General features: G+C 46.5%; 16 protein-coding genes and 1 pseudogene. 10 read left to right on the top strand and 7 right to left on the bottom strand.

Going from position 1 to position 23,394, the window contains the following annotated elements; translation table 11 throughout:
* Window positions 1-61: 61 nt before the first annotated feature.
* Complete coding sequence (locus tag IY568_RS06945) at window positions 62-334, bottom strand: DUF3081 domain-containing protein (protein ID WP_125557084.1); 273 nt, start codon at window positions 332-334, stop codon at window positions 62-64.
* A 145-nt stretch (window positions 335-479) separates the two neighbouring features.
* Between IY568_RS06945 and IY568_RS06950 the strand changes: the two genes are divergently transcribed.
* Window positions 480-1,421, top strand: coding sequence for a ribonuclease Z (locus IY568_RS06950; RefSeq protein WP_194867166.1), 942 nt, complete (start codon window positions 480-482; stop codon window positions 1,419-1,421).
* Here the strand turns inward: IY568_RS06950 and IY568_RS06955 are convergent.
* From IY568_RS06955 to IY568_RS06975, 5 genes are all read right to left on the bottom strand, one after another.
* Window positions 1,407-2,705, bottom strand: a complete 1,299-nt coding sequence (locus tag IY568_RS06955; protein WP_194867167.1) for a DUF2252 family protein — start codon at window positions 2,703-2,705, stop codon at window positions 1,407-1,409. The two genes, IY568_RS06950 and IY568_RS06955, sit on opposite strands and share 15 nt — an antisense overlap.
* Window positions 2,705-3,496 (bottom strand): polyphosphate kinase 2 family protein, encoded by a 792-nt coding sequence (locus IY568_RS06960; RefSeq protein WP_138538023.1) that lies wholly within the window; start codon window positions 3,494-3,496, stop codon window positions 2,705-2,707. Before IY568_RS06960 ends, IY568_RS06955 begins: the two co-directional genes overlap by 1 nt.
* Window positions 3,497-3,837: 341 nt before the next feature.
* On the bottom strand, window positions 3,838-4,641 hold the full coding sequence (locus IY568_RS06965) for a DUF1338 domain-containing protein (protein ID WP_125557078.1): 804 nt from the start codon (window positions 4,639-4,641) through the stop codon (window positions 3,838-3,840).
* Window positions 4,642-4,771: 130 nt separating this feature from the next.
* The gene (gene astA / locus IY568_RS06970; RefSeq protein WP_194867168.1) at window positions 4,772-5,806 is read right to left on the bottom strand and encodes an arginine N-succinyltransferase; all 1,035 of its coding nucleotides are present in this window, start codon (window positions 5,804-5,806) and stop codon (window positions 4,772-4,774) included.
* Window positions 5,807-5,839: 33 nt separating this feature from the next.
* Window positions 5,840-7,045 (bottom strand): aspartate aminotransferase family protein, encoded by a 1,206-nt coding sequence (locus IY568_RS06975; RefSeq protein ID WP_125557074.1) that lies wholly within the window; start codon window positions 7,043-7,045, stop codon window positions 5,840-5,842.
* 178 nt (window positions 7,046-7,223) lie between these two features.
* Here IY568_RS06975 and IY568_RS06980 point away from each other — a divergent pair, with 178 nt between their 5' ends.
* Entirely contained in the window at window positions 7,224-7,652 is a 429-nt protein-coding gene (locus tag IY568_RS06980) for an Lrp/AsnC family transcriptional regulator (protein WP_010381122.1), read from the top strand.
* 15 nt (window positions 7,653-7,667) lie between these two features.
* Here the strand turns inward: IY568_RS06980 and IY568_RS06985 are convergent, their stop codons facing one another.
* Entirely contained in the window at window positions 7,668-9,581 is a 1,914-nt protein-coding gene (locus IY568_RS06985; RefSeq protein WP_125557072.1) for a putative bifunctional diguanylate cyclase/phosphodiesterase, read from the bottom strand.
* Between the two features lie 465 nt (window positions 9,582-10,046).
* Between IY568_RS06985 and IY568_RS06990 the strand changes: the two genes are divergently transcribed.
* From IY568_RS06990 to IY568_RS07025, 8 genes and pseudogenes are all read left to right on the top strand, one after another.
* Entirely contained in the window at window positions 10,047-10,349 is a 303-nt protein-coding gene (locus IY568_RS06990) for an isoamylase early set domain-containing protein (RefSeq protein WP_010381125.1), read from the top strand.
* Between the two features lie 4 nt (window positions 10,350-10,353).
* Window positions 10,354-12,336 (top strand): 4-alpha-glucanotransferase, encoded by a 1,983-nt coding sequence (malQ, locus tag IY568_RS06995; RefSeq protein WP_125557070.1) that lies wholly within the window; start codon window positions 10,354-10,356, stop codon window positions 12,334-12,336.
* On the top strand, window positions 12,333-14,567 hold the full coding sequence (gene glgB / locus IY568_RS07000) for a 1,4-alpha-glucan branching protein GlgB (protein WP_194867169.1): 2,235 nt from the start codon (window positions 12,333-12,335) through the stop codon (window positions 14,565-14,567). Before malQ ends, glgB begins: the two co-directional genes overlap by 4 nt.
* A pseudogene (gene glgX, locus IY568_RS07005) lies at window positions 14,561-16,659 on the top strand (glycogen debranching protein GlgX). The gene glgB and the pseudogene glgX overlap by 7 nt, the downstream one beginning before the upstream one ends.
* On the top strand, window positions 16,652-19,135 hold the full coding sequence (locus tag IY568_RS07010; RefSeq protein ID WP_125557064.1) for a glycogen/starch/alpha-glucan phosphorylase: 2,484 nt from the start codon (window positions 16,652-16,654) through the stop codon (window positions 19,133-19,135). The pseudogene glgX and the gene IY568_RS07010 overlap by 8 nt, the downstream one beginning before the upstream one ends.
* Window positions 19,136-19,167: 32 nt before the next feature.
* On the top strand, window positions 19,168-20,466 hold the full coding sequence (gene glgC, locus IY568_RS07015; RefSeq protein WP_125557062.1) for a glucose-1-phosphate adenylyltransferase: 1,299 nt from the start codon (window positions 19,168-19,170) through the stop codon (window positions 20,464-20,466).
* A 10-nt stretch (window positions 20,467-20,476) separates the two neighbouring features.
* The gene (locus tag IY568_RS07020) at window positions 20,477-22,018 is read left to right on the top strand and encodes a glycogen synthase (protein ID WP_194867170.1); all 1,542 of its coding nucleotides are present in this window, start codon (window positions 20,477-20,479) and stop codon (window positions 22,016-22,018) included.
* Window positions 22,019-22,175: 157 nt separating this feature from the next.
* The gene (locus IY568_RS07025; RefSeq protein ID WP_125557057.1) at window positions 22,176-23,393 is read left to right on the top strand and encodes an EAL and HDOD domain-containing protein; all 1,218 of its coding nucleotides are present in this window, start codon (window positions 22,176-22,178) and stop codon (window positions 23,391-23,393) included.
* The last annotated feature ends 1 nt before the right edge of the window (window position 23,394 follow it).

The following is a 23,394-nucleotide window of genomic DNA, read 5'->3' on the forward strand; positions in this document are numbered from 1 at the left end:
TAATTTTGAAAAATTCTGAGACAAAATGAGTAAAACTGCCATTTGTACCGACAAATACAGGTTACTCTTTAGACTCATTAGCCATTTGATAGATAAAGTTAAGTTTGTTGATAAAATCTTCTTTGTTTTTTTCGTGCTGGTAATCGAGGTGATAGGTATTGTGAAACCCAAACCTGAGTAGCAGCGCACTGCCTTCTAAATATATTGTGTAACCATCCGGGTCTGAGTATGCTCGGATCCCTTCGAACAATTTGCCGTTCTCATCGGCATCGCCGTGTTGTTGGATGTATTCGTAAACGGCCAGGATTTGGCGACTGTCTAAATCGTTTTTCATCTTACGCTCCTGTTGTGTGCATTGGCGTGCAAGTATACTCAAACCAAGTTTGACTGACCGGTTAATATGAAGTCAACCGAACTAGTTTCACTCTAACTTAAGCTGTGGCAGGATCAATGCCTAAGCTCATATTTTTGGAGTAGTTTTGCAATTACATTTTTTAGGGACCTCGTCAGGCAGCCCGAGCCAGAGCAGAAATGTCTCTGCAACAGGCGTCAGTTTTGAGAAAACCAAGTCCTGGTTGCTGGTGGATTGTGGTGAAGCCACTCAGCACCAACTTCTAAAATCGACCTTGTCTCCTTATCATTTGAGTGTGATTTGTATTAGTCACCTCCATGGTGACCATTGCTATGGCTTGCCGGGGTTACTGGCGTCGATGGCCATGTCAGGCAGGGTTGAACCTGTTTGCCTTATTGCACCGCAGGCCGTTATCCAGTTTGTCATGTCGACGCTGACACTTACCCAGGTCACACTGCCGTTTGACTTACATACGATGGCAATAGAGCAAAGCGATCATTCCATTACTGTCGGTTTTTGCCATATCGAAATCATTCCCCTTAAGCACCGGGTACCGAGTTTTGGTTTTAAGATTAAAGAAACCCTGATCCCTCGAAAACTTCGGGTTAAACAATTGCAGCTCGAAGGTGTAGCGAGTGGGGCGCACTATAACTTGTTACAAAAAGGCGAGGACGTGATTTATAAAGGCCGACATTTGTCCGCTGCGTCGTATGCGTTTCCTAGTTGGCGTCCAAGGGTCGTGATTATTTGTGGTGATAACGAAAAGCCCACTTTATTGTCACCCTATTGCGGCGACATCGATATGCTGGTTCACGAGGCAACATTTACTCACCCAGACCTTATGAGAGTTGGCACACACACCGGCCACAGTGACGCCAAGCGTGTTGCGTTGTTTGCCCAACAACACAATATACCTGCTTTGACACTTACCCATTTCAGTGTTCGTTATCATGGTGAAGGGATGCTCGACGACGTAGAGCATGAAGCCAGAGCACATTATCAGGGGACGCTGCGTCTGGCTGATGACTTTTTGGTTGTGACTATGCCAAAGCAATTACTTTCTGAGTGAGCAAAATAGTCCCCAGTCTTGTTCTACCTGATTGGCATAGAGGTTTGCTGCGTTAAGTAGCTCGGCTTTGGCCACGGGTAAAATATCAGCGACGACTTGCTGAAACATCAATGAGCGACGATCGCCACGCATATGTGCGTAAGCCAGTGCTGTAGCGCAGGCTTCAGCATATTGGCTTAAGCCGTTTCTCTGTGCTGCGCGTTTGCCAAGCACAATATGCTCGGGATCAATGCCAACACGTGCATGATGACGAGAGCGCACCAGCCAGTGAGTACCTTGCCACAGAGCATCGTCCAAAACCAGGTCAGGCCGACGTTGCATCTTGCGTTGACAGTTAACGGTCAGGTGAGCGTGATTAAGCCGGTTTGTTGGACTTAGATCGGTGTAATAGTGCAATGGTGCGGCAAGTTGTTGCTGTTTGACTTCGACAATATGATACAACTCTGCAGATGAGCAAAATTTAGGGCCTACGAGCAGGTAATAACGTTTTAAGTTGTTTGACCCTGTTCCGGCGTCCAGGCGTTCAACGCAGTCGATAATCTCATCGTCGACATAAGGCCGGAAATATTCGAGCAGTGTAGTGCGAAAATCTTCATGTAGCCGTGAAAACTTTTCATCGGCTTCCTTAAATCTGAGCGGAGGATTGTTTAAGTCAACCTCTTTCGCCAGGCTGCTTTTGAGGTTGAAGGCTGCGCCTCCAACCAGACGCTGTAAGCCTTTTTGCCAGCGTTTATGTAAAATGTGCTCCTGACTGAACTCAGTGAGTGCGCTTTGATTATTGTTTTCCCCGCGCAACGACGCTTCACAGGTGGCCACATAGCTGTCGATGAAGGTGTGCTGGGCCTGAAGCACTTGCGCTTTATCTGCCAGGGGTTTTTGTCTGAGCTTTAGGTCTTCGCTTGTGCTCTGTAGCAGGGCGCCTTCTTGCTGGGCCAGAGGTAAGCTGACAAGAAATCGAAACAAGTCCCAAACTGCATGGCCAACACAGGCGTCATCAAAGTCGTTAGGTGAAAAAACCAATGTTTCGCCATGTGAGCCTTCTTCACTTAAAAAGCCAAAATTACTGGCGTGGCAATCACCGAGCACATTGGTGAGTGGAAGCTCAAAAAGCGACTGAGGCAATGCAATGACGTCATTTGCCATATCCCGGTACATCAACGGAGCACTGCCGCGGAAAAAGCGAAATGCGCTGGCGGCCATTTTGCTGTGCTTTGGCAACGCCATGTTAGGGTGAGTGCCATCATGCTGGTCAAAGTACTGACCGAGTATATCTGCTCTTTCCATTAGTCCTTCCTCTTGTGTTTGATACCTAAATGCTCTTTTGCCAGTCTGACCACATTCGGGTCTACCGGTGGGGGAGTTGTATCTACCCCTTCACTAAGTGTTTTTACAAGCGTTTTCAATACTTCCACCCGGGTATACCATTTATGCTCTCCGAGTACCAGATGCCAGGGGGCCTGTTGGGTGTCGGTTTGGGCAAACATGTCATCTATGGCTTGCTCATAATCGTCACGCCTGTTGCGGTTGCGAATATCTTCTTCAGTTAGTTTCCAGCGTTTGTAAGGATTATTGAGACGTTCTTCAAAGCGCTTAAGCTGTTCTTCGGCGCTGATATGCAAGAACAACTTAACGACTTTTACCTTGTCGTCATAGAGAAGGCGCTCAAATTCATTAATTTCCTGATAGGCGCGTTGCCATTCATTCCGGGTGGCAAACGCTTCAATGCGTTCGACTAATACCCGGCCGTAGTAGGAGCGATCAAAAATGGTCAGGGTGCCTGCTTTTGGCAGTTTATTGTAAAAACGATAGAGATAATGTTTACTTTGTTCTTCTGGTTTTGGCGCGCTGATGGGAAATACTTGATAACCTCTTGGATCAAGTCGTTCGGTAATGCGACGAATTGCGCCGCCTTTTCCGGCTGCGTCCCAGCCTTCGAACACGATCAATGCGCGGCGACCCTGATGGTAATAGGCTTGTTGTACATGTAATAGCTCATTTTGCCAGTACTTTAGCGCTCGTCGATACGCTTTCTTGTCATCCAATGCCGGATGTTCCATGGGGGCTTTGACCGACATCTGGCGATTTAGCAGCACACTTAACTTAGGTTCAATATTCACAGCTGTACCTCATTGGCAGTTTCACTGTCATGACCGCAATACGTTGTCAGCTACACAACATCTACGCTAGCTTACATAAATGACAGTTTCGTTAAGGTTGTAGGACGATAGCTAAAAACGTAGCCTGAAATGCGTGCCTGGACAACCTGAGTATTACTGTATACTGACATAGTTTTTAATGCGTGGGATTGATCTGACAGAGGAAATAGCTTGTTCAGATAATAAGTAAAGCAGTCGAACGACTCAGGCAAAAAAAAGCAGTCGAACGACTGCTTTGACAAGTTACTGTGATAGCTCGCTTAACGCGCGTTAGTACTTTCAAAAATCTTGTCAGCTGATGCTGCAACAAAGCCTGTGTAGATCTCGCCATCTGGTTTATTGTAGCGCAGGGCAAATTCATAAAAACAGCTTGGGATGCTGAATTCACCGTCGCTGAAAGCAACCGCATGCTGGTCAGCAAGCGTAGAAGATTGCTCAAGTAACACTTCTGGTGAACCTTTGATTTCGCCACCTGATGCGTTCAATTCAAATTTGGCATCTTTCAGAGCCTGGTTAACGGCCTCGATGGTTTCAAAGTTAGCCAGGTGATTGATGCTCACCGTGAAGTGGTTTGCACGGTAGCCCCAGGCTGCCATCCATGCTGCATATTCAGACTCAGCCAAAAGTTGTTTGTAGGTTTCATGGCTAACTTGCCAATGCGTGCCTGAATATAGGAAGTTTTCAGCGCTAACTGCTTGCTCATCGATTTGTTCGACCAGCTCGTTAACGATAGCTTGCAGCTCAGGTGAACACTTTTCTACCAGAAGCTCAGAAATGAATACTTTTGGTTTAGTCGGATCGCTGTGCTCAAAGTGTTTGGCGTATAACTTTTTGGCTTCGAAGTGATATTCACCGCATTCTGTATAGCCCACCGCTTTGAAATGCGCAGCCAGCTTTTCCAGACCAATTTTCTCATGGTTAAAGGTACGCAGAGCAATGTGGTCGTTGATCACATCATCTTGTTGCGTAGAGCCAAGTAGTTCATGGACCTTTACGGCTGATGGAGTAACTTCAAGGTAGTTATTCCATAGTTTTTCAAATAAGCTATCTACATTGTTGTGCATAATGACAATCCTTAAAAAGGCGGCTTAGCCGCGTTAAATATTACGACTAAGCACGACGCAATTGTTTAATTCGGTTGGAACATCAGGTTAGTGCAAAATGTGTTTTACTGCCCTGACGCTCGAAAGTATTTCACAGTAAGAATCCGCTGATCTCTTCACCGTCGACAATCTTCAGTGCAGATGCAATGTCGGCAGTGATCCTGAATGAGCTGCTTTCAGCACACCAGCTGACGCGAGTATCAAAGGTGGCGCGAAAATCTGCTAAACGACAATTGGATACTGACCAGGTTTCACCATTCACGGTGTCTAATTCACCTGACTCCACAATTTGTGCTTTGCCACGTTTGGTTTCTCGTACTGTTTTAATGTTATGTAATCTGGACTCGACGGTAGGGCCAGCATCAAACAGGTCTACGTAGCCCCGATGTTCAAAGCCTTCTTTTTCCAGCAGGCGCAGGGCAGGCTTAGTTTTCTCGTGTACCTGACCGATGACAGCTTGCGCTTTTTTGCTAAGCAAGTTGGCATAAATTGGGTATTTAGGCATCAGTTCACTGATGAATACTTTGTCTCCTAGTCCAACCAGGTGGTCCGCTTGCGGGAATTCGATGCTGAAGAAATGTTCCTGTAGCCATTGCCAGAAAGGAGAGTGTCCATCTTCATCGCTGACACCACGCATCTCTGCAATCACCGTATCGCTGAAACGGTCGGCATGTAATGCCATAAAGTTAAAACGAGAGCGAGATAAAAAACGACCAGCAAGACCCTGACGAAACGCTTCCCTGAGGAAAAGCGTACAGATCTCGGATGCACCAGTATAATCATTACACATACTCAGAATATCTACTGTGTTGTAAACATTCAGAGTGCGTGAATGGTGGACTGTTTTGCCCAAATGATAGTGGTACAAAGGTGTTTGCATACCAACCGCGGCTTCTATTGCAGTTGTGCCCAGGATCTCACCCGTGTCACTGTCTTCAAGGACAAATAAATAGCCTTCGTCCTGCGGTTGCTTAACTGTTTTATCAAAGCTCTGCTCTGAGCGTGCAATTTTACTGCTCAGCAAATCATCGTCTACCGGCAGCGACGTGAATCCATGACCAGATTCAATCGCAATGGTTTTCAAAGCTGCAAAGTCTTTGTTTGAAATGGGTCTGAGTACTTGCATAATTTGAACAGGGCGCAGGGGCGCCCTTCATAATTAACCGTTTACAACATCCGCTACAGCCAGCTCAAAGCGAGCCAGACCAGCCTGGATATCTTCATCCGGGATGACCAAAGACGGTGTGAAGCGAACAACATTGGTACCTGCAACCAGTGCCATCAAGCCATGTTTACCGCTGGCAACCAGGAAGTCACGGGCACGGCCGTTAAATTTGTCATTCAACACAGCGCCAAGCAACAAACCTTTACCGCGTACTTCGCTAAATACATTGTATTTTTCATTAATGGCAGCCAAACCATCGCGGAATAGTTGTTCTTTACGCTTTACATCAGACAGCAGCTGCACGTCGTTGACTGTGTCAAATGCTGCTTCTGCAACAGCACATGCCAACGGGTTGCCGCCATACGTTGAGCCATGAGTACCAATTTTCAGGTGCTTAGCGATTTCCTTTGTTGTTAGCATTGCGCCAATTGGGAAACCACCACCTAGTGCTTTGGCTGTGGTCAGGATATCTGGAGTGACGTTAAGACCCTGGTAGGCATAAAGATCACCTGTGCGTCCAACACCTGTTTGTACTTCGTCAAAGATCAACAACGCGTTGTGCTTGTCACACAGTTCACGGACACCTTGAATAAACTCGCTCGTTGGTGGGATAATACCGCCTTCACCTTGCAGCGGTTCCATCATAACCGCACAAGTCTTATCAGAGATAAGCTTAGCGAAGGTCTCAAGATCGTTGTAATCAACGTGTGTAACATCTTGCGGCTTAGGACCGAAACCATCTGAGTATGCTGCCTGGCCACCTACGGTGACAGTAAAGAAGGTACGACCATGGAAGCCTTTGTTGAAGGCGATGATTTGTGTCTTTTCTTCTGAGTAATTATCAATGGCCCAGCGACGTGCCAGCTTCAATGCTGCTTCGTTTGCTTCGGCCCCTGAGTTTGCAAAGTAAACTTGCTCACCAAAGGTTGCGTCAGTGAGTTTTTTCGCCAGGCGAAGGGCTGGTTCGTTAGTCATAACGTTAGACAGGTGCCAAATTTTCTCACCTTGCTCTTTCAACGCGTTGACGAGTGCGGGGTGACAATGACCAAGGCAGTTTACGGCGATACCCCCAGCGAAATCGATGTACTCGTCGCCTTTTTGGTCCCAAACACGTGAACCCTTACCTTTAACTGGGATTACTTCAGACGGATTGTAGTTAGGTACCATTACTTCGTTAAACAGTTCGCGATTCACTTGCATGACGACTTCCTCTTTAAAAAACTTTACATCTCAGGGTTGAATTAAGCGCTCATCTGCAACAGACAAACTCGCTTTCCCCGCTTTTTTGTCATTATTACGCGTTGTGTTGTCAATTTGCAGTGCAAAAATAAATAAAATGATTAAAATAACAGTCAAAATGACGATTTAAGTTTTCACAATGATCCATTCACAAGACGAACGTTTACTTTCTGAGCTGAGGAAAAATGCCCGTGCCAGCATCTCAGAGCTCGCACGGATTCTGGATATGTCCAGAACCACAGTGCAAAGTCGATTGCAAAAACTAGAGCATAGTGGTGTTATTCAGGGTTACAGTGTTGAATTGGGCAGGCAGTATCAGGAATCTCAGGTTGCGGCCCATGTCTCTATTAAGGTCCGACAAAAGTTGACTGCGCAAACAAATAATGCGCTGAAGCAAATTAACAACATTTCAGCTTTATATGCCATCAGTGGTGAATACGACATGATTGCAGAAGTTGAGGCGCAAAGCCTGGAGCAACTCAGTCAGTTGCTCGATGACATAGGGAACCTTGAAGGCGTTGAGCGGACAACGTCGTCGGTGATTTTAGAGACTAAGTTTAAGCGCTGAGGGGAGCCCACATCGTTAGCTGGACTCCGGCAGCCATACGCTAGTGCCGGTGGATGCAATGTGGTTCATATTGCTTTTCAGTACTTTGTTGCCGACGCGACTGGAGGTTTCCGGGCGGCTGACCAGGTATCCTTGTACGCAGCGGATCCCCATTTGCTTGACCAACTCAAATTGGTCGACCTGTTCAACACCCTCAGCCACAATTTTAAGGTCAAGTTGTGCACCCAGCTCACTGATTGAATTAAGGATCTTGTAGTATTTAGGGTTGTCTTTGGCTTGTGAAATAAACAGTTTGTCAATTTTAATGACGTCTATTGGCAGATCGGCAAGCGTGCTGAGTGAACTAAATCCGGTGCCAAAGTCATCGATAGCAATAGTCACACCGGCAGAGCGACAACGCTCGAGCTGAGCAATGATCTCATTACTGGCGGTTATGAGTGTTGATTCGGTGATTTCAAGCATCAAAGAAGTGGGTGGTAAGCCTGTTTTTTCTAACGCAGCCATTACCCAATCAAAAATAGCGCGATGCTTGAGTTGAATCCCAGAGACGTTTACTGAAATTCTCACTCGCTTCATACCTGCATTGTGCCAGGCGGACATTTGCCGGCAAGATTCTAGCAGGATCCAGTCTCCCAGATCCAAAATCAGGTTGGATTCTTCCGCAATGGGAATAAACTCAGACGGCGGGATCAGGCCTTCAATGGGGTGGTGCCATCTGGCGAGCGCTTCAAAGTAGTCAATGGAGCAATCTTCAACATGCACAATTGGTTGGAATGATAGATGAAAATTCTGAGAAGCAATGGCCAGACGTAATTCTTCCAGCAGGTAATGGTAGCGGCGGATTTTATTGCCCATTTCCGGGGAGTAAACGCGGAAAATTCCGCGACCATCTGTTTTGGCTCGGTACATAGCGACATCAGACATTTGTAGCAATGCATTCGGCGTCGCTGCACTGTCGGGGTATACGGCAATACCGATACTGGCGCTGATTTTTACAAGTTTATTGCCAAGGACAAAATCGCGTTCAATTTCCCCAAGTATGGTTTGCGCTACTTCAGTGCAAAAGCCCGTGTCTTTGAGTTCCGGGATAAAAATAGAAAACTCGTCTCCGCCGAGTCTGGACAGGTTTTGATCGAGCCCATGCACGGCATGCAGTGCTTGCAATTGGTATTGGCGTACAACCTGGCACAAACGCTCGGCAACCTGTATGAGTATTTCATCGCCAAAACTATGCCCGAATGAATCATTAACTTGCTTAAAACCATCCAGGTCGATAAACAATAGACCACATTTACTTTGCTGCTGTTCTGCCATGGCTAACTCGTTACTGATGTGTTCGATATAGGCATGGCGGTCTATCAGCTTTGTTAGTTTGTCCTGAAAGACATGGCTGTCGGTTTTAATTTTGATACGTTGAATATTACTTGCAATGGTATGAACAGCGTGGCTGATCTGAGCAACAGAGCCACCGATCGGCAAGGCTTTGTAATCAATTTCGAGGCCGCTAATTATGTCTTTGAGATCCCGGTCAATGTCTGTAAGTGCTTTAGCTCGGGCATGCTGTTGTCTTAACTCTCGCAGCCTGTTTAGTGTTAAGAGCAGCATCACCATAACAAGCAGTAGCAAGACAGGGGAAGAAAATACACGTTTCATGACCTGCTTTACGGGGGCTGAGGTGAATGCTGATTGATCGTGCTTCAGCAATACATGTGTTTCGTTTTTTACCAACAAAAACCTCTGATCAGCAAACAGGAAAGCATACCAGGGCGTATGTTCTGACTGGGAGTTGGTGGGTTGATTATATACCGCCATAGTGGTGCGACCAGTCTGGATGTCGACCACGTGTTTTGTAAACAGCAAGCTAACGACAATGCCAATCACAACAAAACAGACAATACAGGTTGCTATATTTTTAAAAACACTTTGCATGATTGAGCGTATCCACCTACCTAAAGAAATTCGTCCCTGCCAGGAGCAGTAAGTATACTATAAATAAGCCCTAAGTATGACATGTTTTACACCTAATTGATGGTGGTTTCAATCGCAGCTCAGTGCCCGCATATATTCTAATAAATTAATACAGCTGTGGTGTGTTTAAGATCAAGTATCAATTAAATTCACTTTACACGAGAATAGTTCTCACCTAACTTTTTAACAAGTTTTGGCGCGTTTATTGCCCGTATACTAATATACAGGCAGTTGTGCCAGCTTTCTAAGTGAAAATCACCATATTAGTGCAAGGCTGGACTGTCACTGCACTGTAATGAAGCGTACACACTGTACGCAGACAATAAGCAATTATGCTTTGTAGTTTCACAGCAACCGTTAGTCTAGCTGTAACGGGCACGGCACTGTGGCAAGGATAAACAACCTAGCGGTTTTTTGGAGCCCACAATGTTAACTAAGCGTTTTTTCAAAACAAAAAACGAAGCAGAAGTCACGTTTGAAATCACTCATCCTGAAGCTATCAAGGTGGAACTCGTTGCAGAGTTTAACGATTGGCAGCCTTTAACGATGAAATTTAATAAAAAAGACAAACGATTTAAGCTAAAACACCGCTTACCAACAGGGCAAGAGTATCATTTCAGGTATTTGATCAATGGCGAGCATTGGGACAACGATGACCAGGCAGACGGCTATGTGCCTAATGGCTTTGGTACGCAAAACAGCGTCGTAGATACTCACAAGCTGGCTTAATGTAATGCAAGGGCTGGAGCAGCTATTTTACTTGCATGGAATAGGCTTTGATTACACCAAATATAATGGTGAACATGTTTATTTCGATCATGCAACTAGGGTCAACGCATTGCGTTGTTGTGGCATAAACACTGAGGATAGCTCGGATATCGCTGAGTTAAACTTTGCGCTGGATATTAAGTGTTGGCTTGACGTTGTTGGAGAAGTGCTGGTGGCTGATGCCCAGTCAGGGGGGTTCTCGCTAAAAATCCCCGAGTCAGCTCGAAATGCATCCGTAGTCATTCAGATACCTGAATTATCAATATATCACTGCTGCGCTTTGTCAGACGCCGAAGTTGTTGGGGATTATCGCTATAATGGTGAGACTTATTTCGATGTGAGAATCGAAATAGGGCAGCTGCCTGTTGGTTATTATAAAACGCAAATAGAAGGTCCGTTTGAGACTAAAACGACCGAGCTGTGGTCGGTCCCTGAGCGTTGCTATGCTATAGAGCATGAGCAGTCTAAGCGAATGGGTCTGTCGTTGCAGCTTTATACACTGCGGAGTTTACGTAATCATGGTGTAGGAGACTTCCGTGATCTATATCAACTACTCTGTAGCGCTGCAGCAAGGCACTGCGATTTTGTTTTACTGAACCCGCTACATTTACTGTTCGAATCTCAGCCCGAGCGTGCCAGCCCTTACAGTCCATCGCATCGTTGTTTGATTAATCCTTTGTATATTGCACTGGACTGGGCTGTTGAAATACTTAGCGAGAAATATCAAGTTAACGTGAGCAGTGCTTGCTGCCCGGCACCTTGCGATTCTCAGGCACAGTACATAGATTACAGTGCGGTGGCTGAAGTGAAATACGCCACACTGACCGAACTGTACAATGAATGCATCAGTGTGCCTGATATCGGGCAGGCGGTGCGAAAATTTAAAAGCGATAAAATACATGACCTGAATGTCAGCGCGCTGACCGAGCGTGAGTGGTTTGTGCAATGGCTGGCACATCAACAGCTTCAAGCCTGTCAGCAGCATGCTACCCAAGTGGGTATGGCTATTGGCCTGATTAATGACCTGGCGGTTGGCTGTGCTAAAGAAGGTTATGAGTTTGCTGAAAATGAGTCACTCTTTGCTTACGGTGCAGATGTAGGCGCGCCGCCTGACCCTTGGGCTGTAACAGGCCAGAATTGGGGGTTACCTGCGCTCAACCCGATTAAAATAAAACAACAAAATTATGCTTACTTTCGTGCACTGGTGCGAAGCAACATGGCTTCGTTTGGCGCGCTTCGCATCGATCATGTCATGGCTATTCGACGGTTATGGTGGTGTTTTGAATCTCAGGGCAAACCAGACGGTTGTTATGTGTATTATCCCTTTGAGTACCTCTTAGCAATTTTAAAAATTGAGTCTCATCTGAATCAGGCCATGGTGATAGGAGAAGACCTGGGTATCGTGCCGCCTGAGGTGTCATCAGCTATGAGTGACGCGAATCTATACGGAAATATTTTGATGTATTTTGCCAAAGATCAGCAGGGTCATTTTAAGCCCTCTGAGCAGTATCGTGCTGACACGTTATTAATGGTTGCTAATCATGATGTGGCGCCGTTTAATGCCTGGTGGACGCATAATGATATTTTACTCAGAAAAGATTACCAGCTGTGCAGCGAACAAGAAGCCACACAAATGTCGATGGCTAGAGAAGACGACAAGGCTAAGTTATTGGCTTGGTTGGGGGCAAATGACATATCCGCTGCGCAGCAGGGTTCGGATGTTCACAGCATATATGGTGCAGTCCTCAAAAAACTCGCCGCCAGTCCTAGTAAGTTGCTTGCTGTCCAACTTGACGATCTTGAGCAACAACAATTGCCAGTGAATATTCCCGGCACCGATCGTGAGTACCCCAATTGGCGTCGTCGTCTGGCGACACCAGCTGAACAGACTTTAGAACAGAACAGTCATTTAATGGCTGAGATAAAAAGGATTAGAGAGCAGGCATGAATTCAGCAAGTAAATCGCCCATTGTAACCCTCGACTACGCAGCACAAATCTCGGCATTAGATGCCGGGTGTTTTCGTGACGCCTTCTCTTTTCTGGGCTTACACAGTACCGGGCAAGGCTCAATTATAAGGGTGTACATGCCTGGAGCTTTGGCCGTATCAGTAAATGATGGACGCTACACCACAGCCATGCAACGCATCGGGCAATCTGCTCTGTTTGTCGTTGAGTTTAGCCGCGACGTTTCGTCGGGGTATCACCTGACAGTTGAATTTATTGATACGGTGATTACAAGCCGAGACGCTTATGACTTCAGTAGTGCGCTGGATGAGTCCGCGATGTATTTATTTAATGAAGGTTCTCTAGAACATGGTTACCTTCATTTCGGTGCAAGGGCTATTACCCATCAGGGCTGTAATGGTACGCAATTTTGCGTTTGGGCACCCAATGCGCGTAGTGTTTCTGTCATTGGCGAGTTTAACCATTGGCAGCCTTCGCAGCACTTTATGCGTTTTCATCCTGCCAGTGGAGTGTGGGATCTCTTCATACCTCATCTCACAGGCGAGCAGGGATACAAATATGCCATCGTCGGAGTCGATGGTGAGGTGACTGAACGCGCAGACCCGTATGCTGTTAAGATGCAGCAAGCGCCCGGTACCGCAAGTGTAATTCAGCCTGCTCAGCCGTGTATGATACTGAGTGATGCAGATAAGGTACAACGCCGAAAGCGCAATGCCATTGATGCCCCGATTTCGATATATGAAGTACACCTTGGCTCCTGGAAACGCAGAGTAGAAGAGAATAACCGTTATCTGACTTATCGTGAGCTGGCTGACGACTTATTGCCTTACGTTAAGGAGCTTGGTTTTACGCATGTTCAGCTAATGCCTATTAGTGAATACCCATTTGATGGTTCATGGGGTTATCAGCCAGTAGGGCTTTTTGCGCCAACTAGCCGCTTCGGCAGCCTTGACGATTTTCGCTATTTTATCACTCAATGTACGGCGCTGGAGCTGGGAGTATTGATTGATTGGGTGCCGGGCCACTTCCCATCGGATCCGCACGGTTTGCACCGATTTGACGGCACGCACTTATATGAACACGCAGATAGTCGTCAAGGTTATCATCCCGACTGGAACACTTTTATCTACAACTATGAACGTCCGGAAGTAAAAAGTTATTTGCTTTCTAATGCAAATTATTGGCTTGATGTCTTTAAGCTGGATGGCCTCAGAGTGGATGCTGTTGCTTCCATGTTGTATCTCGATTATTCGCGCAATGATGGCGAGTGGGTCCCTAATCAGTTTGGGGGCAGGGAAAACCTTGGAGCGATCGACTGCATTCAATCGGTCAACACCCGCAGCTATGGCAGGCATCCACATATCATGATGGTGGCTGAGGAGTCGACGGCCTGGCCTGGAGTCACTCAAGCTGTTGATCACAATGGATTAGGATTCGGCTTTAAATGGAACATGGGATGGATGAACGACAGTCTGAGCTATATGCAAAGAGACCCAATCCACAGGAAGTATCACCACCATGAAATGACCTTTTCTATGGCGTATGCGTACTCGGAAAATTACATTTTACCGCTTAGCCATGATGAAGTCGTACATGGCAAAGGGGCATTGCTGAGTAAAATGCCAGGTGACGATTGGCAGCAATTTGCTAACTTGCGGGCCTATTATGGCTTTATGTATGCTCACCCGGGCAAAAAACTGTTGTTTATGGGCAGCGAATTGGCACCCCGCACTGAATGGGATCATAACACGACACTGGACTGGTCATTGCTGGAATCATCCGCTCACCAGGGGATTTATCAGACCGTCAAATCGCTCAATCATTTATATAAAAACACCCCAGCTTTGTATGAGCTAGACAATTCGCCTTGTGGGTTTCAGTGGATAGATTGTCATAATGGTGACCAGTCAATTTTGAGTTTCGCGCGGTTCGGTAAATCCAGTGCTGATCTTGTCGTGGTAGTCAGTCACTTTACGCCGCAGGTGCTGCATAGTTATCGGATTGGTGTCCCCAAAAGTGGCATATATCAGGTGGTGTTTAACTCCGATGACAGTAGCCTGTATGGGAGTGGGACCACGCCAGTTGCGCATCAACAGCAAATGATACAAAGCAAGGCCATTGCCAGTCATGGCTTTGAACACAGTATTGAAATCACCATAGGCCCATTGAGCACTACCTATTTACAATATTTGAGTGCTGCTACGCCATGTTAACGTCGCACAGGGGCCAACCCTCTCCATTAGGTAGTACTTTGCATGAACAAGGGGTCAACTTTGCTGTGTATGCACCGGCGGCTACCCAGATGCAACTTTGCCTGTTTGATCAAAGTGGCCATAGTGAAATTGCTAAGGTCATTATGTACCGTCATGAGGGAGGGCTATGGTCTGTATTTGTTTCTCCGCTGCGTGCGGGAACATTATACGGCTATCGTGCAGATGGTGCTTATGTGCCTGAAAAGGGCCAGCTGTTTAATCAACATAAATTATTGTTAGACCCATATTGCAAAGATTTTCAGGGGGAGTTTACTTGGAGTGAGCGCCACTTTTGTCATTTGCCCGTTGGCACCCTTAACGAAAGTGACAATGCGGTAGATATGCCAAAATCCAGTGTCACAGACATTGCCCGATACGATGGTCAGAGACCAAATGTACCCTGGTCAAAAACCCTTATCTATGAATGTCATGTACGCGGAGCAACTAAGCATTGTGAGTTTGTGCCTAAGCCTTTGCGTGGCAAGTTCCTTGGCTTAAGTCATAGTAACTTTATTGCTCATCTTGCCAGTCTGGGGGTCACGACGGTGGAACTGTTGCCATGTCACGCCTTTATCTCTGAGCAGTTTTTAACGACTAAGGGGCTGAAGAACTACTGGGGCTACAACTCTTTAAGCTTTTTTGTGCCACATAAAGCGTTTTTGGTAGAAGGACAGATCAGCGAATTTCAGCAAATGGTTCGCGAGTTTCACCTTGCAGGCATTGAGGTGATCCTGGACGTTGTATACAACCACACAGCAGAAGGCGGGCTAGACGGACCAACCTTATCACTCAAAGGACTAAATAACACCGGGTATTATCGGATGGTGGGAGAGCAGGCCCATTATATCAACGATACCGGCTGTGGAAATACCCTTAATATCGATGATCCTTATACGCTAAAGCTGGTTATGGATAGCTTAAGGTACTGGGTTGAGTATATGGGGGTCGATGGATTTAGATTTGACTTGGCAACGATATTGGCCCGCACGGAGCACGGCTTCAATTCGCAGCACAGCTTTTTGCAGGCGATCGCACAAGATCCTGTGCTGAGTAAAGTTAAGTTAATTGCCGAACCCTGGGATGTTGGCCCGGGTGGCTACCAATTAGGTGGATTTCCCTCTCCGTGGCGTGAATGGAACGACAAATATCGAGATACGGTGAGACGGTTCTGGCGTGGAGATGCCGGTACTCTGTCGGAACTTGCGAAACGTGTGCATGGCTCTCATGAGTTGTTTGAACACAACCAACGCGGGCCGCTTAATTCTGTTAATTTTATCACCAGTCATGACGGGTTTACGCTCGCTGATTGGGTGAGTTATGAACAAAAGCACAACTTTGCCAATGGCGAGGAGAACCGAGATGGTCACAGTGAGAACATCTCGTTTAATTGCGGCATAGAGGGCCAGACGGAACAAGCACACATACTGGCACTGAGACATCAAATCCAAAAAAGCGCTCTGATTACGCTAATGATGTCAAAAGGTGTACCGATGCTAGCCGCGGGGTCGGAAATTGCGCATTCTCAGCAAGGTAATAATAACGCGTATTGTCAGGACAATGAGATTAACTGGTTGAGCTGGCCGCAAACCATTACCGAGCGACTGACTCACAGCCGACGTGTAAAGAGAGACTGGGATGATGGCCAGGAAAGTGCCTTGTGTGCTTGATAGCTCAGCTTCAGGAAATCAGGTGTCGTTATGCGATATTCCATCACCCGTTTTATATTCATACTCAAGATGAACGATTTAACATTAGCTGGTTCAACAAGGATGCACGTCCAATGTCTGAGGGTGACTGGCATGACAGCAATAACAAAACGCTGATCTATATGTTGACGGATACGCTCAGAAAGCAAAATTTATTGGTGATATTACATGCCGGCAGTGACGACGTTGAGGCTAAATTACCGGTTATTCCGGGCGTTGTCTGGCAGCTTTCACTCAGCTCTGTACATCCCACCGAAACCATCGAAAAAAGTCAACAGACTCAATCCCTGAGTGCACACAGTGCCTGGGTATATCAATCTCATAATGAGGATCTCAAGAATGACTAAGAAAACGTCAAATGTGTGTGTTGTAAAGCATTGGCAGGAAGCCCCAAAACTGGATGAAAGCACGCTGGCTGATGATTTGATGCGGCATTTTTACTATACCCTGGGACGTGACAAAGTTGGAGATTCAAAACATTATTTGTTTCAGGCGTTAGCGCTGACAGTCAGAGATAGGCTGGTAGCAAGATGCAGAGCAACTAACCAATACCTTGCCGACAACCAGTGTAAACGTGCAGCGTACTTGTCATTGGAATTTTTGATGGGCAGAGCGTTAGGTAACGCGGTGTTGAGTCTGGATCTGGAGAAACAAACGCGCGAAGCGCTAAAAGAATATTGCACCGAATTTGAATATGTTGAGCAGGCAGAGCATGATGCCGGGCTGGGTAATGGTGGCCTGGGTCGTCTTGCCGCGTGTTTTTTGGATAGTTGCGCGACGCTAGCTCTCCCCGTTATTGGTTATGGGATCCGTTATGAGTACGGTATGTTCAACCAATCAATGGAGCAGGGGTTTCAGATGGAGCAGCCAGACAATTGGTTACGTGAAGGCCACCCTTGGGAAATGCCAGCACCAGAGCAAGCCAGAGTGATCAAGTTTTTTGGTCACGTTGAGGCACACCAGGATAAACAGGGTCGTACTCATCGTATGTGGGTGAATACTCAGGATGTTCTGGCGGTACCTTATGACGTGCCTATTCCGGGATATCGAAATGGAGTTGTGAACACCTTACGACTATGGAAATCGGAAGCGACGGATGAATTTAACTTAAAGGAATTCAATGCCGGGAGCTATTCCGAGGCGGTTGCCAAGAAAAACCTCGCCGAGCAGATCACTATGGTGCTGTACCCGAACGACAGCAGTGAAAATGGGAAAGAGCTTCGACTTAGACAGCAGTATTTCCTGTCGAGTGCCAGTTTACAGGATATCTTGCATCAGTGGGTTGAGCAACACGGCACTGATTTTAGTGAATTTTCCGACTTACATGTGTTCCAGCTTAATGATACCCATCCGAGTATTGCAGTCGCAGAGCTGATGAGGCTCCTGATTGATGAGTATGAACTCGAATGGGAGCAGGCATGGTCAATCACCAATTCAACCATGGCCTATACTAACCACACTCTGTTGCCGGAGGCATTAGAAAAGTGGTCTGTGTCCTTGTTTGCTCGTCTGTTACCCCGCCTGCTGGAGATTATTTATGAGATAAATGCGCGCTTTTTATCGGAAGTGGCACTGATGTGGCCTGGAGATATGGAAAAGCAGCGTGCGTTGTCACTTATAGAAGAAGGTGATCATCCGCAGATCCGCATGGCTTATCTGGCAATAGTAGGAAGCTTTTCAGTAAATGGTGTTGCTGCATTGCACACAGAGCTACTTAAATCTGGTTTATTTCACGATTTTTATCAGCTCTGGCCTGCAAAATTTAATAACAAAACGAACGGTGTAACGCCCAGACGTTGGCTTGCTTACTGTAACCCAGCGTTGGCTGAATTAATTACCAGCAAGATTGGTGAACAATGGCAGGCGGACTACGCTGAAATCAAGTCATTGCGTCGTTACTACGATAACAAAGCGTTCCAGAGTCAGTGGCAATCGGTTAAACAAAGTAATAAGGCAAAACTTGCTAAGTTGGTGCAGGAACGTTGCGATGTGGAATTTGACGCCAGCATGATGTTCGATGTGCAGGTTAAGCGCATTCATGAGTACAAACGCCAACTGCTGAATATTCTGCATGTGATTTCTTTATATGACCGCATTCGCCGTGGCGATACTCAAGGCATGGTGCCCCGCTGCGTGTTGTTTGGTGGTAAGGCTGCACCTGGCTATGCAATGGCTAAGTTGGTAATTAAGCTAATCAATAATGTTGCGAATGTCGTTAATAAAGATGCGAAGGCCAAATCACTTCTTCGAGTCGCATTTTTCCCAAATTATAATGTAACGGCCATGGAAACAATTTGCGCCGCGACGGACTTGTCACAGCAAATTTCAACGGCGGGCAAAGAAGCATCTGGCACCGGGAACATGAAGTTTATGATGAATGGTGCACTCACCATTGGCACTCTGGATGGCGCAAATATTGAAATTAGAGAACAAGTGGGGGCAGATAACTTTTTCTTGTTTGGTGCTACCGCACAACAAGCAGAGGAAGTGCGCCAGCACTATGACCCAAATGCCATCATTCAATCCAGTCAGGCACTAAGTAATACTATGGCGCTGTTGGAAAGTGGCCATTTCAACTTATTTGAACCCGGCATTTTCAACGACATCATTGCCGCGATCCGCAGCCCTCACGATCCTTGGTTGGTTGCACACGACTTTGACAGCTACCTGGATGCACAACAACGTGCAGCAGAAACCTATCAGGACCAGTCGCAGTGGCTGAGAATGAGCATACTTAACACGGCCGCTAGTGGCAGTTTTTCTAGCGATCGCACTATTCAACAATATTGTGACGATATTTGGCGCTTAACCCCAATGCAGTAGATCGTAGATAGACTTTTTAATGGAGATAATGAATGCCCAGTTATGCAAACCGTTATATTAGTAACCTGACCAGAGAAACTTATGCATTGATCCTGGCTGGTGGTCGTGGTAGTAGGCTGCATGAGCTGACCGACTGGAGAGCAAAGCCCGCGGTGTATTTTGGAGGCAAACACAGAATAATAGACTTTCCGTTATCAAATTGCATTAACTCGGGGATCCGCCGGGTTGGCATAGCGACACAGTATAAATCGCACTCTTTGATCCGCCATGTCAACCGCGCTTGGGGTCACTTTAAGAAAGAGCTGGGAGAGTCAGTTGAGATTTTACCGGCGTCTCAGCGTTATGGTGACGAGTGGTACTGCGGTACAGCGGATGCCGTATTCCAGAATATGGACATTATTCGTCACGAGCTGCCTAAATATGTGATGATTTTATCAGGCGACCATGTTTATAGAATGGATTACGGTGCTTTGTTGGCAAAGCATGTCGAAACCGGTGCCGATATGACCGTATGTTGCCTAGAAGTACCGTGTGAGGATGCTGCCAATACCTTTGGAGTGATGACAGTTGATGAGAACAAGCGAGTCCGACGTTTTGATGAAAAGCCGGCTTCGCCAAGTGAGATCCCGGGTAAACCTGGCGTCTGTTTAGCTTCAATGGGCAATTACGTGTTCAACACGGAGTTTCTGTTTGAGCAGCTAAAGAAAGACGCGGAGCGCGAAGGTTCAGGCAGAGATTTTGGTCATGATATCATTCCGGCCATTATCGAAGAGCATAATGTATTTGCATTTCCATTTCGTGATCCCAGCCACCCGGGTCAACCTTACTGGCGTGACGTGGGCACACTAGATTCGTTCTGGGAAGCGAATATGGAGCTGGTATCTCCGCAACCACAGCTTGATTTGTATGACCCGAGCTGGCCAATTTGGACGTATCAGGAGCAGTTACCACCGGCGAAGTTTATTTTTGATGACGACGAAAGGCGTGGTATGGCTGTGGATTCAACGGTATCTGGCGGCTGTATTATTTCTGGATCCAGAGTACGAAAATCTCTATTGTTTTCAAATGTTCATGTACATTCGTATTGTGAAATAGAAGGCGCAGTGGTTCTGCCAGGTGTGGTGATTGAGCGCCATTGTCGTATCAAAAATGCCATTATTGATCGCAGCTGCCACATACCGGAAGGCATGGAGATTGGTTATGATCAGGAGCAAGATAAAAGAAATGGCTTCAGAGTCTCTAAAAACGGCATAGTGCTGGTGACCCGTGATATGCTTGTTGCACTAGAAAAGCAACAGCTGTTGGCAGGTCAGAACCAGGAAACGGCGTAAAAGGACAATCATGCATGTAGTTATGGTGGCAGCGGAAAATGACCGCTTGCCGAGTTGTAAAGTTGGGGGTGTTGCGGATGTGATCCGTGACATTCCTTATGCATTGGCAGAGCAGCAAATTCGCTGTTCTGTTATCGTGCCAGATTATGGCCAGTTCGAACTCAATCGGGAGTTTGTTGCAGATATTGCAGTACCTTTTAAACAGCATTTAGAAACCGCGACACTCTGGCGGGTCGCAAGTGACTCAGGCGTGGAGCAATATGTTGTGTCACATTCGTTGTTCTCACAACATGGTGGAGCCATTTATTGTAACGATGGCGATCAGCCATTTGCAACTGATGCCAATAAGTTTGCACTATTCTGTGCCGCAGTCAGCGAGCTGCTTGAGCATGAGATGATAGGGCCGGTTGATGTGCTGCATCTACACGATTGGCATGCCGCTGTGGTGGCAGTCCTGAAAACGTTCAGCCCTCGTTTTGTGAATTTAAAACAGATCAAAACTGTCTATACGGTGCATAATCTCGCTTTGCAGGGGATCCGGCCTTTTAAGCATGATGACTCCAGTCTGGAATCCTGGTTTCCAACTCTGAGCTATGATGGTAGTCGGATATGTGATCACATCTACCCCCATTGTTTTAATCCTATGCGCGCTGCAATAAACCTGGTAGATAAAGTACATTTGGTCTCACCAACCTATTGCCAGGAAGTACAGCTAAGCAGCGATCACGAAAGTGGCTTCTTTGGGGGAGAAGGGTTGGAGCATGATATGCAAGCTGCTGACAGAGCAGGTCGGCTGGCAGGCATTCTCAATGGGTGTATTTATTCTCAGGATACTGAACAGGGCGCAGAAATCTCGCTGAGCCACTACTGTGATTTGGCGGAGCAGGCGCTGCTCGTATGGATGTCCAAGCGATCAGAACTAATGCCTGCTCATTACATTGCTCACCAGCGTGTCATTCAGTGGCGTCAACATGGTCAATTTCGTCGCCCATTGGTCACCAGTGTTGGACGTTTAACGGATCAGAAGGCGCTTTTGCTCAGACAACCAAAAGAGGGTCAACTGATCCTGGATAAGGTGGCAGCCTTGATAAATGATTACGGCGGTGTATTGGTTATTCTGGGTTCAGGCGATCCGCATCTTGAGTATCTGTTTACTCAGGTCATGGCCCGTCACAGTAATGTTATGTATTTACAAGGATATGGACAAGCATTGGGCGATCATCTGTATGACCTCGGTGACTTGTTCCTGATGCCCAGTTCGTTTGAACCCTGCGGGATCAGTCAAATGTTGGCTATGCGTGCCGGGCAGCCTTGTCTTGCCCATCAGGTTGGTGGGCTAAAAGACACCATTGCACATGAAGAAACAGGCTTTCTGTTTGGTGGACGTAACCTGTCTGAGCAGGCAGAGCAGTTACTTGAAGGCTTAAAGCAGGCGCTCGATATACATAGGCATGAACCGCAAAGGTACCGTGATATTAAGGACAATGCAAAAGCGCAACGATTCAGTTGGGATACCATTGCCAGTCAATATATCGAAAAATTGTATGAGTAGGCGTTTGCCTGCTCGCTCTGCTATCGACTATTCTAATACATTAATGTTTTAGTTTGATTTTTTTTCTAATGAAATGGGGTTAAAATATTCCCCATTAAGACAAACTAATAAAACAAAAGTGCTATTAATTGAGCAGTAGATAGCTGGGAGCAGTGATTTGAAAGTGTTTGTGGCAAGGCAGGCCATCTTTAACAGGAAGAAACAGGTGGTTGCGTATGAATTGCTGTTTCGAGATGGTAAACAAAATTGCTTCCCCAACATTGCTGACGATGCCGCGACAGCGCGGCTCATCATGGACAACCAGCTCAATCTGGGCACTCGATATCTGACTTCTGGTAAAAAGGCACTTATCAATATCGGAGAAGAGTCGCTTAATCAAGAGCTCGCGCATTTTCTGCCCAGCAGTGATGTGATCCTGGAGTTGTTGGAGACGATCCCCCCGACAAAAGACAATTACGAACGAGTCAGGTCGCTGTTTCACAATAACTACCGATTGGCATTGGATGATTTCACCTACTCTAAAGACTGGGAGCCCTTTCTTAAACTGGTCCGCCTCATCAAGTTTGATTTGGTTGAAAGCCCACTGGATACAATCGGCCCGCTCGTTGAGCAATTGAAAACACGCAAAAACCTTAAATTATTGGCTGAAAAAGTAGAAACCGAAGAAGAGTTCGTCGAGGCAAAAAAGATGGGTTTCACCTTTTTCCAGGGTTACTTCTTTGCAAAGCCCACGATGATTTCTCAACAAGACATTGAAATAAACTATGCTATAGTCATGTTGATCTACGCAGAGGTATTGAAGCCACATATGAATTTGGGGCGGATTTCGGAGCTGTTTGCCCAGGACACGGCCCTGGCTTACAAGTTGTTGCGGTTGATCAACTCAGGGGTTTTTCCAATAAAGAGCCGCATTGAATCTCTCAAGCAGGCTTTGGTGTATCTGGGGAATGAACGTGTACTCAAGTTTGTGAACCTGATTATGACAGCTCATGTAGCAACGAATAAACCAACCGAGCTAACTCGTCTCAGCATCGTTCGTTCACGTTTTTGTGAGCTCATCGCACAGCAAATTGCGCCGGGCATAGCCGGTATGAGCTTTCTGGCCGGGTTGTTCTCCTTACTGGATGCTATTTTGGATAAGCCAATGGAGCTGTTAGTTGGCCGATTACCTTTTCCAGAGATGATCCATGATGCGCTGCTGGGTAAATCAAACACTTTGTATTATATCTTAAATGTAGTCAGGGCTTATGAAAGCGGCAGCTGGTGGGCATTACAGGAAGCCTGTGCGATGCTAAATATGGAAGATGAAAGCTTACCAGAGTTTCATGCATCTGCTGTTACCTGGGCTGACATGTATCGCGACCACGTTTATTAAT

Origin of the sequence: Pseudoalteromonas sp. PPB1 (genome assembly GCF_015356275.1) — a bacterium.
In the GTDB taxonomy this organism is placed as follows: Bacteria; Pseudomonadota; Gammaproteobacteria; order Enterobacterales; family Alteromonadaceae; genus Pseudoalteromonas; species Pseudoalteromonas rubra_D.

Coding starts and splice junctions, on each gene's coding strand:
- malQ (WP_125557070.1), top strand. CDS start 10,354: ATGCAAGGGCTGGAGCAGCTATTTTACTTGCATGGAATAGGCTTTGAT.
- IY568_RS06980 (WP_010381122.1), top strand. CDS start 7,224: ATGATCCATTCACAAGACGAACGTTTACTTTCTGAGCTGAGGAAAAAT.
- glgB (WP_194867169.1), top strand. CDS start 12,333: ATGAATTCAGCAAGTAAATCGCCCATTGTAACCCTCGACTACGCAGCA.
- IY568_RS07020 (WP_194867170.1), top strand. CDS start 20,477: ATGCATGTAGTTATGGTGGCAGCGGAAAATGACCGCTTGCCGAGTTGT.
- IY568_RS06955 (WP_194867167.1), bottom strand. CDS start 2,705: ATGGAAAGAGCAGATATACTCGGTCAGTACTTTGACCAGCATGATGGC.
- IY568_RS06985 (WP_125557072.1), bottom strand. CDS start 9,581: ATGCAAAGTGTTTTTAAAAATATAGCAACCTGTATTGTCTGTTTTGTT.
- glgC (WP_125557062.1), top strand. CDS start 19,168: ATGCCCAGTTATGCAAACCGTTATATTAGTAACCTGACCAGAGAAACT.
- IY568_RS06975 (WP_125557074.1), bottom strand. CDS start 7,045: ATGCAAGTGAATCGCGAACTGTTTAACGAAGTAATGGTACCTAACTAC.
- IY568_RS06945 (WP_125557084.1), bottom strand. CDS start 334: ATGAAAAACGATTTAGACAGTCGCCAAATCCTGGCCGTTTACGAATAC.
- IY568_RS06965 (WP_125557078.1), bottom strand. CDS start 4,641: ATGCACAACAATGTAGATAGCTTATTTGAAAAACTATGGAATAACTAC.
- astA (WP_194867168.1), bottom strand. CDS start 5,806: ATGCAAGTACTCAGACCCATTTCAAACAAAGACTTTGCAGCTTTGAAA.
- IY568_RS07010 (WP_125557064.1), top strand. CDS start 16,652: ATGACTAAGAAAACGTCAAATGTGTGTGTTGTAAAGCATTGGCAGGAA.
- IY568_RS06960 (WP_138538023.1), bottom strand. CDS start 3,496: ATGTCGGTCAAAGCCCCCATGGAACATCCGGCATTGGATGACAAGAAA.
- IY568_RS06990 (WP_010381125.1), top strand. CDS start 10,047: ATGTTAACTAAGCGTTTTTTCAAAACAAAAAACGAAGCAGAAGTCACG.